This is a genomic window from Cyclobacterium salsum (assembly GCF_010119245.1).
GTDB classification, from domain to species: Bacteria; Bacteroidota; Bacteroidia; order Cytophagales; family Cyclobacteriaceae; genus Cyclobacterium; species Cyclobacterium salsum.
Genome location: NZ_WNKG01000008.1, coordinates 174,033 through 187,692, shown reverse-complemented (window position 1 = coordinate 187,692; position 13,660 = coordinate 174,033). Strand labels below are relative to the sequence as shown.

Annotated in this window: 9 protein-coding genes; 5 read left to right on the top strand and 4 right to left on the bottom strand. The window is 44.1% G+C overall.

The window, feature by feature from the left end; all coding sequences use genetic code 11:
* Window positions 1–156: 156 nt before the first annotated feature.
* The 4 genes from GJS45_RS15600 to fucP are packed head-to-tail and all read left to right on the top strand — an operon-like array spanning window position 157 to window position 4,333.
* The gene (locus GJS45_RS15600; protein ID WP_235954799.1) at window positions 157–975 is read left to right on the top strand and encodes a 1-acyl-sn-glycerol-3-phosphate acyltransferase; all 819 of its coding nucleotides are present in this window, start codon (window positions 157–159) and stop codon (window positions 973–975) included.
* 8 nt (window positions 976–983) lie between these two features.
* Window positions 984–1,937: a GNAT family N-acetyltransferase gene (locus GJS45_RS15595; protein WP_162342793.1), complete on the top strand. Its 954-nt coding sequence runs from the start codon at window positions 984–986 to the stop codon at window positions 1,935–1,937.
* 29 nt (window positions 1,938–1,966) lie between these two features.
* Window positions 1,967–3,010, top strand: a complete 1,044-nt coding sequence (locus GJS45_RS15590) for an aldo/keto reductase (RefSeq protein WP_162342792.1) — start codon at window positions 1,967–1,969, stop codon at window positions 3,008–3,010.
* Window positions 3,011–3,031: 21 nt separating this feature from the next.
* Window positions 3,032–4,333 carry an L-fucose:H+ symporter permease gene (gene fucP, locus GJS45_RS15585; protein WP_162342791.1) on the top strand — a complete coding sequence of 434 codons (1,302 nt, stop codon included), beginning with the start codon at window positions 3,032–3,034 and terminating at the stop codon, window positions 4,331–4,333.
* Between the two features lie 74 nt (window positions 4,334–4,407).
* Here the strand turns inward: fucP and uxaC are convergent, their stop codons facing one another.
* A complete protein-coding gene (uxaC, locus tag GJS45_RS15580) occupies window positions 4,408–5,844 on the bottom strand; it encodes a glucuronate isomerase (RefSeq protein WP_162342790.1) in 1,437 nt (478 codons plus the stop codon).
* 385 nt (window positions 5,845–6,229) lie between these two features.
* On the opposite strand from uxaC, the gene GJS45_RS15575 reads away from it, so the two are divergent.
* Window positions 6,230–6,484, top strand: coding sequence for a hypothetical protein (locus GJS45_RS15575; RefSeq protein WP_162342789.1), 255 nt, complete (start codon window positions 6,230–6,232; stop codon window positions 6,482–6,484).
* A gap of 187 nt (window positions 6,485–6,671) precedes the next feature.
* On the opposite strand, the gene GJS45_RS15570 is transcribed toward GJS45_RS15575, so the two are convergent.
* The 3 genes from GJS45_RS15570 to GJS45_RS15560 all read right to left on the bottom strand — a co-directional run bounded on the left by GJS45_RS15570 (window position 6,672) and on the right by GJS45_RS15560 (window position 13,356).
* Window positions 6,672–8,342, bottom strand: coding sequence for a RagB/SusD family nutrient uptake outer membrane protein (locus GJS45_RS15570; RefSeq protein WP_162342788.1), 1,671 nt, complete (start codon window positions 8,340–8,342; stop codon window positions 6,672–6,674).
* 24 nt (window positions 8,343–8,366) lie between these two features.
* A complete protein-coding gene (locus GJS45_RS15565) occupies window positions 8,367–11,390 on the bottom strand; it encodes a SusC/RagA family TonB-linked outer membrane protein (RefSeq protein WP_162342787.1) in 3,024 nt (1,007 codons plus the stop codon).
* Between the two features lie 580 nt (window positions 11,391–11,970).
* Window positions 11,971–13,356 carry a 3-keto-disaccharide hydrolase gene (locus GJS45_RS15560; RefSeq protein ID WP_162342786.1) on the bottom strand — a complete coding sequence of 462 codons (1,386 nt, stop codon included), beginning with the start codon at window positions 13,354–13,356 and terminating at the stop codon, window positions 11,971–11,973.
* Window positions 13,357–13,660: the final 304 nt, after the last annotated feature.

Genomic DNA, 13,660 nt, shown 5'->3' with positions numbered 1-13,660 from the left:
GAAAGTTTGGAGCAATGCCTATACCAAATAAAGCCAATAAATTTATTTTCCCTATTTTTGCTTAAGATTAATTTACGGTAAGTTTAGTTTCCTGGCCTGGAAGGCCGCAGGTAAATAGAGGGCTACTGTTTTCGATCATTCAATTAATTGTTTTTTGTGGAGAACGAGAAATTTATAGATATTAAAAAGGTAATTGCATCTAAAAACCCTGCTTTATTGAAATGGATGCCGGGATTTGTTCTGGGATACATCAAGAGAATCGTACATGAAGAGGAGGTCAATGACATCATGCTACGCCATGCTGATTTGAAGGAATTGGAATTTGTGGATGCACTCATCAAGGAATTTGGAGTAAACGTGGCGGTAAGTGGGGAGAAGAATATCCCACGGGACCGAAGTGTTATTTTTGCATCTAATCATCCCTTGGGTGCCTTGGATGGGGTTGTCTTGATGCATGTGCTGGGGAAATACCGGGAAGATTTGCGGTTTTTAGTAAATGACCTGCTGATGAATATTCCTCATTTTGGAAGATTGTTTGTTCCGGTCAACAAACACGGCAGCAGTGGTAAGAAAGGGGCAGAGCTCATTGAAGAAACGTATGCCTCTACCAATGGAATTTTGGTATTTCCGGCAGGCCTGGTTTCCAGGAAACAGGAGCATGGGATCAAGGATTTGGAATGGAAAAAAAGTTTTATCAATAAGGCAAGAAAATACAAAAAAGACATCGTTCCTGTTTACATAGAGGGGAGGAACTCGTCTTTTTTTTATAATTTGGCAAGCCTTAGGAAAAAAGTAGGAGTAAAGGCCAATATTGAGATGTTTTATTTGGCTGACGAGATGTTTGGGCAAAAAAACAAAAATATCGTAGTCCATATAGGAAAACCAATTTCTTACAAGTATTTTGATGCTTCCAAAACGGACAAATACTGGGCAGAAGAGGTCAAAAAAATAGTTTACAACATTGTCCAAGACTAGTAGGATTTATGCAAGCAATTATCAACCCGATTGACCGGGAGGTTATCCAACGTGAATTATCGGCCGAGCGGTTTTTGAGATATGTAAATAACGGAGAGAATGAAATTTACCTGGTTAATCAGCACAACGCACCCAATGTACTGAAGGAAATTGGGAGGTTGCGTGAAGTTTCATTTAGAGCAGCAGGGGGAGGAACGGGTTTGCCGCTGGATATCGATGAAAACGATACCTGTGAAAATTGTTACGAGCAATTAATCGCCTGGAACCCCGAAGATAAGGAAATCATCGCAGGGTACCGGCTGATCAAATGTGCAGATGCCGGATTTACTTCCGATGGGGCAGTGAACCTTTCTACCGCCCACCTATTCAATTTTTCGGATCGGTTTGTAAAGGAATACCTTCCCTATACCATCGAATTGGGAAGGTCATTTGTCCAACCAAACTATCAGCCCAGCGTGGATAACCGAAAGGGAATTTTCTCCCTGGACAACCTGTGGGATGGCTTAGGTGCAGTGGTCATGATCAATCCCGATATCAGGTATTTGTTCGGAAAAGTGACCATGTACCCGCATTACAATGCAAAAGCCCGGGATTTGTTGCTCTATTTTATGAATCATTATTTTCCGGACAAGGACGAACTCATCTGGCCGATCACGCCGCTGGATTATAAGACCGATCCGAAAAATTATAAAGGCTTTTTCGATGGTATGAGTTATAAAGAAGGATACAAGGCACTCAATTCTCAGGTACGGGTGCTGGGTGAAAACATCCCTCCGCTCATCAATACGTATATGAATCTATCCTCTTCCATGAAGACTTTTGGCACGGCAATGAATTATGAATTTGGCGCGGTGGAGGAAACGGGTATTTTGATTACGATTGCGGATATTTATGATTCCAAAAAACACCGGCATCTGGAGACCTTTGACCGGGACCGGGAGTATGGCGTGAAAAAGAAATAAGCGATGCAGTATAGTGAAATACCCGGAAGATGAACGTAAGTCCCTTAGGAAATACAGGACTGCTGGTGCCTCCTGTCATTTTTGGTAGCAGTTCACTAGGAAATCTTTTTCAGGAGTATCCCAAAAGGGACAAGGAAGCCATCCTGAAAGAGATTTTTCAGGCGTGCTCCCCGAACACCGTTTTTGATACTGCCGGAAAATACGGCGCTGGCCTTGCACTGGAGGTGCTGGGAGATTTTTTACAGGAAGCAGGTATCAAGAAAGAGGAAGTAGTCATTAGCAATAAGTTGGGGTGGGTGAGAGTGCCATTGGAAGCCAGGGAGCCCACCTTTGAACCGGGCATTTGGAAGGGGATTCAGCACGATGCCGTCCAAAAGATTAGCTATGCCGGAATGATGGAATGCTTCGAAAAGGATAATGCCCTACTGCAAAGCTACAAACCACAGTTGATTTCGCTGCACGATCCGGATGAATACCTAATGGCCGCAAAAGGCAAAGAGGAGAAGGCGCGTCGTTGGGAGCATATTCTGGAGGCGTATCGTGCTTTAAGTGATCTAAAACGTGCCGGGAAGGTAGTGGGAATAGGAGTAGGGGCCAAGGACTGGACCATTATTCGCCGCCTCTGCCAGGAAGTCTCCCTGGATTATGTCATGCTGGCGAATAGCCTGTCACTCTATTCGCACCCTCCGGAACTGATGGAATTTGTGGAATCATTGAGGGAAAAGGAGGTAGGAATCATCAATGCGGCCATTTTCCATTCCGGATTTCTGGTGGGTGAAGATTTCTTTGACTACCGTAAAATCGACCCGGATAGCAAGGAAGGAAAAGAGAAATTTTCGTGGCGGCAGCGGTTTTTTGAGACCTGCACGCAGTATAAGGTAGCCCCTTATCATGCGTGTATTCAATTTTCTCTTGCCGTTCCCGGGCTGTGTAGCATTGCGCTTAGCATCAACCATCCCGACTGGGTTCGCAAAAATATACGGGCTGTAAATGAAAAATTGCCTGCTTCCTTTTGGCAGGAATTAACAAATAAATCCTTAATTTCAGATTTTCCCTTTTTAACAACAGAATAGATTCACCTTCAATTCAAACCCATGAGTTCACAAATAACCTCTGAAAAAGCCGGGCTGATTTCCAAAAAGAACTTTTGGCCTTTCTTATTGCTCACTACCCTTTTCATGCTTTGGGGAGTGGCACATAATATGACCGACACCTTGTTGGCTGCTTTCAAGAGGATCATGAGCATGACGGACTTTCAGACCTCCTGGATACAGTTGGCTTTTTATGGTTCCTATTTTTGCCTGGCCTTACCAGCGGCCATATTTATCAGAAAATACACCTATAAATCCGGTATTCTATTAGGACTGGGGCTCTTTGCCCTGGGTTCACTGCTTTTTTATCCCGCAGGCATCATGATGTCCTATGGGTTTTTTCTGGTGGCTTTATACGTGCTGGCAGGAGGCTTATCCATTTTGGAGACAGCGGCTAATCCCTATATTTTGGTGATTGGTCCGCCTGAGACGGCCACCCAACGGCTAAACCTGGCGCAGTCCTTTAATCCCATTGGATCGGTTATCGGCGTCTATTTGAGTAAGGTTTTCATCCTCTCCCAATTGAATACGGCTGAAGCAGCAGACCGAACGACGATGGATCCGGAAACGCTGAAAGCCATGCAGGCGGAAGAACTTGCCGGGGTCGTCAGCACTTATGTAGGTGTGGCCCTGTTTCTAGTGGTCGTTTGGTTTGTAATCCGGGCCGTGCGCATGCCGGTGGCTTCGGAGATTGTAGAAAAAGATGGCATTATCGCAGGTTTCAAGAGATTATCCAAAAACAAAAATTACATGCGTGGCGTGATGGCTCAGTTTTTTTATGTAGGTGCTCAGATAGGTGTTTGGTCTTTTACCATTCGCTACGTCATGGGGGAACTAGACGTGATGGAAAGCGGAGCCTCCAATTACTATTTGGTGTCCTTGATTTTATTCGCTGGCAGCCGCTTTTTGTTTACCGCATTGATGAAATATTTTAAGCCTTCGATACTGCTGGCGATCTCCTCCTTTGTAGCCATCCTGTTGAGTTTGGTAGTGATTTATGGCAGTGGCATGGTAGCGGTGATTGCATTGGTGTTGATTTCGGTTTGTATGTCTTTGATGTTTCCCACTATCTACGGACTTTCTGCAGAAGGACTTGGAAACGATACTAAACTGGGAGGATCGGGATTGATTATGGCCATTTTAGGTGGGGCGCTGATCACCGCTGCGCAGGGACAGGTTTCAGATATCAGTGGAAATATCCAACTTTCCTACTACGTGCCATTGATTTGCTTTGGGGTAGTGATGTATTTTGGTTTATCGCATTACTTTCACCAGCCCGAGCCAAAGGCAGTCAAAACGGTTTAATTATCTTATGTACAAGACAAAAAAAACACCCCCGGCAACCTGCCCGGGGGTGTTTTTTATTGGACGAACGCAGGCTAGTCCATGTCGTAAAATCCAAAGTACTCCCGGGCGTTGTTATAACAAATATTCTCCACCATCTGGCCGAGCCATTTTTCATCCGCCGGCAATTCCCCATTGACCACATCCTGTCCGATCAGGTTACAAAGAATCCTACGGAAATACTCGTGACGTGGAAAGGAAAGGAAACTTCGGCTATCGGTAAGCATACCCACAAAGCAGCTTAAGATGCCCATATTGGATAATGTATTCATTTGCTTTTCCATTCCGTCTTTTTGATCCATGTACCACCAGCCAGAACCAAACTGAACTTTTCCTTTTATGGATCCATCGTTGAAATTACCTACCATCGTAGCCATGACTTCATTATCTGAAGGGTTAAGATTGTACAAAATGGTTTTAGCCAATTGATCGGTACTATCCAAATGGTTTAGGAAACCCGCAAGGGCTACGCTTTGGGGGAAGTCTCCTATAGAATCGAAGCCCGTATCGGGACCCAATACCCGTGCCATGCGTTCGTTTGTATTGCGTAAGGCACCCAGGTGGTATTGCTGGGTCCAGCCCTTTGCGTGGTACATTTTGCTGAGAGCGGAAAGGGTCTTGAATTTAAAAAACCGGATTTCTCCCGGTTCCAGTCCTTTTCCTGACTGAATCCTTGCGAAAAGGCCGGAAATATCGTGTTCGTTTTCTTTGAAAAAGTACAATTGTTCCAGTCCGTGGTCGGCCAGGCGGCCACCGTTCTCGTGAAAATAGTCCACGCGATTTTCCAGCGCCGAAAGCAGGTCTTCATAAGAGTGGATAGCTTGGCCACTAGCAGCGGAAAGTTTTTCCAGGTATTGGTTGTAGGTTTTTGGGTCTTCTACGGCATAGGCTTTGTCGGGACGGAAAGCAGGCAGCAATTTGATGTCGATTTTTTCTGCTTTAGCCTGTTGGTGGTATTCCAGACTATCCGTCGGATCATCGGTGGTACAGACCACTTCTACGTTCATTTTGGATAAGAGACCCCGGGTTCGGAAGGAGTCCTGCTGTAGCAGGTTGGTTGACTCCTCGTAAACGGGTGCTGCGGAAGATTCGTTGAGCAACTGATCGATGCCAAAGTACCGTAGGAGTTCGAGGTGCGTCCAGTGGTAGAGGGGGTTTCTCATCGTATGGGGGACCGATTTTGCCCAGCTCATAAATTTCTCTTTGTCGGAAGTATCTCCGGTAATGAATTTTTCAGATACGCCCAGCGTTCGCATGGCCCGCCACTTGTAATGGTCTCCTTCAAGCCAGATGTTCGTCATGTTGTTAAATTGACGATTGGTGGCGATATCATGAGGAGAAAGGTGACAGTGGTAGTCGATGATGGGCATCTTTTTGGCGTGATCGTGGTACAATGCCCTGGCAAAATCACTTTTCAAAAGAAAATCGTCGGTTAGAAAGGTGTTTTTGGTGGCTTTTATCGTATGCTCCATTTGCTTTGTTTTTTTAACTGAGGTAATAATAAAAATTATTTTGCTCTTATTCCAGCATTTGCTGGTTTTTAGGCAATCGATTGCACAAATTAATTTAAAATTTTATAAAATCCGATTGTTAAGACTGTTTATTACTTATAATCGCCATTATACGTTGGTAATGTTTCTGTAAAATCCCATTTTAGTTTTTTTTGCCGCTTTTAGGCTTTTCTTTCTAATAGTCTTAATCTCACTCCCCAATCCATGTATGCAATGAAAAGAAGAAAATTCAAAAAAAGCGGCATTGGTGATAGCGGCTTGCAAAGAATGCGCTGCATTTGCTGCCCGGCATGGGGTCATTGTTGCCATACAAAACCACCATGAATTTGTTCAATCCGCCTAACAGGTGAATTACCTAATGGGTGCTGTGAATGAAGAATGGTTTGGCTTGGTCTTGGAAATCGGAAGTTATTCCCAACACGATCCTTACGAAGAGGTCAGTAAAAATATCCGGCATGCAGTAAACTGGCAAATCAATGAAAATGTGCATCATTTCGGTACGCAAAAGCCTGTTGACCTGGAGCGGTTGAAGGCGATTATCCGGGGAAGCGACTACCAGGGTTACTATCCTATAGAGACGCTGAGGCCGGGTGATCCCTAGAGACGCTGAGGCCGGGTGATCCCTTTGAAAAAGTCAGTGGATTTTTGACCAGGGTTAAAGCTGTTTTGCAGACAGAGGGCATGGCTTGACAATTCTTTGATTGGTGAAGTTTTATTTTTAATGCCATAAAAAAGGCCTGGAATTTTTCCAGGCCCTTTTAATCAATTGTTTTCTAATTATTGTATGGTTAATAACCGGTGTTTTGAGGAAAATTGGCTTCGTTGCCCTCTGCCCGGTCTATTTGATTTTGCGGAATAGGTCTTAAGACATGGTAATCTTCAATTCCGATGGCTTTCGAGTTATGAGCAGTCACACGTTCTACTAAAATACCCCATCTTTTTAGATCCAACCATCTTTGCTGTTCTCCCAATAGTTCTCTTGCCCGTTCTTCGATGATCATTTCCATGTCCATTTCGGCAGGGGTGATTTCCATTTGGTCTTCCCGTCCCGGGAAGGCAGCCCTTCTTCTTACCACATTGATGTTTTCCGTAGCTTCTGTGATTTTATTCTGCTTCAATTGAGCCTCTGCCAGGAGCAAATAGGTATCTGCCAGCCTGAAAGCGATGTAATCCCTTCCTCCCTGGAATTGGGTCAGATCCACTCTTCCCGGGTCCATGTGTTTTTTCATCGTACCAAAAAGGCGCTCGGTATAAGCACTTGGAACCAAGACTTGATAAGGCTTCTGTGCCCTTTCCTCCATGGACATTTCATAGCCGGGCACATAAATGGCCGTATCGCCGGCAGCAAAAGTCACCTGATCCTTGGACTCGTCAAACGTTGTATTGAAGGTTCCCGGATTATTGGAGTAATAAACCTGCTTAAAGGAATTTTCATAACGGCTGTCATTTTCCCTATCTCCAAAAATAACATTATAGGTATAATCCGTTGGCATGTAGCGTTTAAAAGGGCGTCCGTTTTCGGTATCCCTTCTCATTCCAGGCTGCACATCATATTCCATAAGGAAAAACACATGGGAATTGTTTCCATTTCCATTTGTCAATTGATTCCTTCCATATTGTACAGCGAAAACGACTTCATTATTGACTTCGTTTCCAAAAGCGTGTACATCTCCGAAATTATCCAATAGACTGAACCCATAATTGTCTATTACCGATTGCAACAAAGGTTCAGCCTTGGCAAAATCATCATTTGCAGCAGCTTCTGAGGTTCCTTTGGTCAGGTAAACCCTACCCAACAAATGCTCGGCAGTTGCGCGTGTTGCCCTGCCATAGTCGCTGGATTGCCCCACATTTTCCAAATCCGGAATAGCCGCCTCCAGGTCATTGATGATGGCTGCATATACATCAGCCACCGGAGCCCGGCTTACTTCATTGGAAGGGACCACGGACTCACTAAGTTGTAAATCAAGAGGTCCAAATAGCTGCACCAGGATAAAGTAGTGGTGGGCACGGATAAACTTTGCTTCCGCAATTCTCCGGGCTCTTATCTCGTCTGAAAGGCCTTCCACCTCAGGAGCCCGGTCAATAACTGCATTGGCAGTATTGATACCTTGGTAAAATTGATCCCAAAGTTCACGGACATGTGAATTTTGAGAGTCAAAATCGGAGGTATAGAAATTCATGAATTTAAAACCGCCATCTGCGCCATTGGTGTAGGTATCCGTTCCAAAAACAGTGAAATTGTTTCCTCTTTCGGTACCATACCAAGCTCTAAATGAACTGTAGGCAGCATGAAGGCCATCATTCAAACCAGCTGGTGTGTTCAGGTAATCATTTCCAATATTGGAAACTACCTCTTCTTCCAAAATGCCTTCGCAGCTAACCCCGGCAAACAGAGCAGCTCCCATCATGCTGATTTTGGAGTACTTTGAAAATATATTTTTGATTTTTGATTTCATTGCTTAACAAATTGAGGTTACACTTTAAAACTTAGCGTTGATACCAAAGGTAATTTGGGTCACGGCTGGCGCGATGTTAGAATTGATCACACCACCTTCTACACCCTGTTCACCATCAATAAAGGTCTCAGGATCGATACCTGCATGCCGGCTTCTGTATTCAGAAAAGATAAAAGGCTGCTGCACACTGGCGTAAACCCTCAGGCTTTCCATTTTAAGTCTCGAAACCAATGGGGCAGGTAATGTATATCCCAAATTGATATTTCTCACCTTTAAGAAGGTACCATCAAAGTACTGTAAGGAAGAGGAATATTTTGGAAATTCCTGATTTGCGTTAGGACGGGGATAATCATTGGTAGGATTATCAGGTGTCCAGTAGTCGACATTCAGGTTGTTGTACCTTCCAGCCAGGGCGTTGAATCCACCGGTGTGGAATGCACTTCGGATCATGGAACCGACTCTGCCGAAAAGGAAAAAGGAAAGATCTACTCCTTTGTAGGAGAATCGATTGGTAATACCGCCGCTGAAATCAGGAACGGCAGATCCCAAAATCTGTCGGTCAGCAGCATTGATTTGACCATCATCGTTGGTGTCTTCAATCTTGATCAGTCCTGGCTGGTCACTATATACAGCCGCTTCATCTGCTTCGTCCAGTTGCCAGATGCCTTCTTTGTTCCAATCAAAAAAGACCGTTAAAGGCTCACCGATAAATCTTCCGGCACCTACGTCATCGCCGTCAGCCAATTCTAAGATTTCTTCTCTGTTTCTATTAAAGATGAAATCGGTAGACCATCTGAATCCACCCCTGTCGACGTTGATGGTATTTAGAGTCAATTCAATACCCCTGTTTTGGGTTTTACCAATATTGGTAATAAATCCTCCAAAGCCGGTGGAATTAGGTAGGGGCTGTGGTGCCAATAGGTCGGTGGTTGTGGTTACGTAATATTCCACTGTACCGGCAATCCTACCTTGAGAAAATACAAAATCCAAACCTGCGTTGGCCGTGGTCGAGGTTTCCCACCTTAAATCAGGGTTTCCGATGGTTCCTGGTCGGTAGCCAAATGCAGCGGTTCCGCCAAACTCGTATGCGGTACGGGCCAATAATGGCTGAGTCTGGTAAGGATCAATTCCCTGGTTTCCAATGGAACCATAGCTGGTTCTCAACTTCAACTGGTCCAATACAGAACTACCTGCTAAGAAATCCTCATCCCCAATATTCCAACCGAAGGCCACCGAAGGGAAATAACCAAATCGGTTGTTTTCCCCAAATCGAGAGGAACCATCCGCTCTTACCGTAGCTGTCAAAAGGTATTTGCCTTTATAGTCATAATTCAATCTTCCCATATAGGAAAATAAAGTCCATTGAATTAGGTTCGTATTGGCACCGGTAATCTGGCTGGCATCTCCCAAGCGGTGAAACAATTGGCTTTCAGCAGGAATACCCAAAACGTTGATATTGGTAAATTCCCGGTTATCCTTTTGAAGGGACTGCAATCCTGTAAACTGGAAAGTATGATCCTCATCAAAGGTTTTTGTATAATTAAGGATGTTTTCCAGGGTGTAATTCACCTGAAATTCTTCTGCGATACTTCCTGTAGGATCCCCACCTCTTCTATTATTGGTTTGAGCACCTATAAACCTACCACTTCTTCTGATCGTGATGTCAGGTCCAAAATTAGTTCTGAATGTTAAACCTGGAGAAATTTCCCATAATGCATAAATACTGTTAAAGATCCGGTATCGTTTGGTAAGGTCCTCATGTGCACCGGGTACAATCTCCGCCAAAGGATTGGTTCTTAAACCATCTTGAGTAGGTTGAAAATTAATGGAACCATCTTCATTAAAGGTTTTGCCCAATGGATTCTCCTGAAGTGCTCCGCCAAGTGGATTAAAATTCTCCCCATTTCTTTCACTGTAAGTAAATAGGGTGGAAGTTCCAATTCGAAATTTATCATTCAATTTATGGTCGATATTTGCTCTGAAAGAATACCGGCTAAAATCCTGAAGTTTTACCACACCCACATCACGGAACATGTTTCCGGAGAGGAAGAAGGTGGTTTTTTCACTACCACCGGAAACACTAATTTGGTGACTCTGAATAGAACCTGTCCGGGTCAGGGCATCGATGTAATCAAAACTTCTTCCCAATTGGATGCTTTCCAGTTCATTGGGTTCGAATAGGCCTTCGTCTGCTTCCTGGGTAGCAGGTCCTTCAGGGTATTCTCCTACTGCCCTTCGAGATTCCCTTTTGTATTCAGCAAATTCTTCGCCATTGAAGTTTTCAATACGTCCCAAACTCTGATTGACACCGTAGTAAGAGTCTACAGAAACGATGGTTTTACCGGCTTGCCCTCTCTTGGTGGTAATCAAAACCACACCATTGGCTCCTCTTGAACCATAGATAGCAGTGGCCGAGGCATCTTTTAGCACTTCCATTGAAGTGATGTCTTGTGGGTTGATGTCATTAATTCCACCTGCAATAGGGATATTATCCACCACATAAAGCGGGTCATTTCCGGCATTAAAGGATCGTCTTCCACGAATCCTTACCTGCGGTGCCGAACCGGGCTTACTTCCAGCCTGGGTCACATCCACTCCCGTTGCCCGTCCCTGTAGAGCCTGCCGGGCATCCACGATGGGTAATTCTGCGATTTCTTTGCTACCAACGGAGGAAATGGCTCCCGTCAATTGGCTTTTTCGTGTGGTTCCATATCCGGTTACCACTACTTCATCCAGGTCTGAAACATTCGGTTCCAATTGGATATTTATCTCGGATTGGTTGCCTATTTCTATTTCTTTAGGAGAGTACCCAATAAATGAGAATACCAGGGTGGCATTGGAGGGTGCGGAAATGTTATAATTCCCATCCAGGTCGGCAGCTACACCTGTTGATGTGCCTTTAACCAATACAGAGGCTCCCGGTATGGGCATTTCGTTTTCGTCGGTTATTTGTCCCCTAACCTGCACGTTCTGTGCCTGTGCCAAGTGGGTACCTATAACCATCAGGAGCAATAAAAGCCCTGATTTCAAGTAATTTCTCGAGGTCATAATTTTAGGTTTGATTGGAATTGAAATTTGTTTTTATGGAAATTGATTGAACAATTTCCGGTTTTCGAGTTTGTTCTTGATTTTTACATAATTTTCATTTTTAGGAGTTTGTTTAGTTTACTAGTATATGGTTAAAATTATTTATTTAATGTCACAACTAAATTTTTTAGTAGAGAAATATGCAATCGGTTGCTTAGATTTATATGGTCGGAAATATAGTGATATTAACGGTAATAAATTAAAAGTAGTTACGATATTTTTTAAAAAAGCGGGGATAGTTAACGGGGAAATTAGGAGTATCGGAGAATGCTACCTTACTTTTCCTCACTTGTAGAAATGACTTGAAAGACCTATCCAGAATAAAATATTCTTTTTTTTTGTGTCACCATTTAATTAAATGGGAGAGCACAAGTGTATTTCTAAGGGAAGGGTACTATCTTTCCTAACGGCTACTTGTTTCAAAATTTCAAGCTTTTATTTCGTTATAAGATGGCTTTGTTTTGCTCAAACCAGATCGAAGGTACAAAAAAAACAAGCCGCATGGGCTTGTTTTTTTAGCTTCTTGAACAGAAATTCTGGTTTAATCCAGCTCTCTTATTTTGATGTTTTTGTAATGGACTTCATCCCCATGGTCCTGAAGCAGGATATGCCCTTCTTCTGCTTCACCAAAGTTGTCCCATTTCTCGTATTTGCTATCGGCCACCAGTTCCCGGTAGGCGTCGGAACCCCGGGTGTATTCCACTACTTTCAAGCCATTGATATAATGCTCGACGGTATTATCGGGATGCACTACGACGCGGCCTTTGTTCCACTCCCCTATAGGACGGACAAATCGGGCCTGCTTATCTGCCTTAATCAGATCGTAGAGCGATGCCAGCGTACGGTTGCCGTCTTTACCTTGTTTGGCATCCGGATGCCTTTCATCATCCAATATCTGGTATTCCAATCCAATGGCAGATCCGGAGTTGTTTTCGTTTAACGTAACAAAATATTTCACCCCACTATTCGCTCCTTCAGTCAGTTTAAAATCGAAAGAAAGATCAAAAGCACTGTACTGATCCACCGTGACGATATCTCCGGCATTCGCAGATTCTCTTCCATCGGAAGCCTCTATGGTCAGCACCCCGTCATTAATGGTCCAGCCGCCATCGGGAAAGGTTTCTGCCCTGGCACTCCGCCAGCCCTCGCTGCTAGTGCCGTCAAACAATAGTTTCCAACCGATTTCCTCTTCATAGGAAGTCAGTTCGTTGTCGAGTGTGCTGACTACGAAGACATCATTTTCGAAAGGCGTGGGGCTTAGATCTTCCGTCTTGATCCGGATATTCCGGAAATATGTTTTCTTGCCGGCGTTTTCCGGATTGTCGCCGATGCCGTGGACTTGCAGGCCGATAAAACCGGACTGATCCATATCGTCGACCAGGTAGGCTACTTCCTGCCCATTGACCCAGGTTTTAAGTGTATTATCAATGAATTCAATGCGGTAGGTATTGAACTCGCCTAGTTTAAAAGCACTTCGGGCATCTGGATTGTAAGTAAGCGGATAAAGCCAACCTCTTCTGGCCTCATCGTAGATACCGCCCGACCAGGCTCTTTCTTTTGGATCACATTCCACCTGATAGCCGAAGACCCTTCCCTTTCCGTCATTGGCATCGGGATTGTGTTGCCCTCTGACCATCACTCCGGAATTGCTCGATTCATCATCTACCCGGATTTCTAATTCCAGGATAAAATCTTCATATGTTTCGTCCGTTACCAGAAAGGTGTTTGGGGTGTTGGCCACGGCCGATCCTACGATCACGCCGTCTTCAATGCTGAATTCAGCCGCTCCATCCAATTGATGCCAACCGTCCTGGGTTTCCCCGTCAAATAAATTGGTCCAGCCCTCCTTGGTCTCCACCGTGGGTTGCCCACAGGCTGCCAAAAGGAAAATGGCCAGGTTTAACAGGATTAGATTTTGTTTGTTCATAACTTGGGTTCGTTTACGTGTTCTTATGTTTTTTGCCCGCTAAGAGCAGGTAAAGGTTTACGATAGATTTAAAGATAACCATTATCTTTCGAATATATAAAAAAAATACGCAATCGATTGCACAGTTTCTTGTAAGAAATTTATAAAACTACTTTCCATCCGGGTAATTTCATTTTTCCAGGCTAACAATTGCCTCAAAATTCATTAATTTTAGCGGTGTAGGTTTACCTGTTTCTACATGCCCTATTTCTGGTCGCTGGAATTTGGCATTCGGAACCCTAGGTTCCCATCATTTGGTATGCAT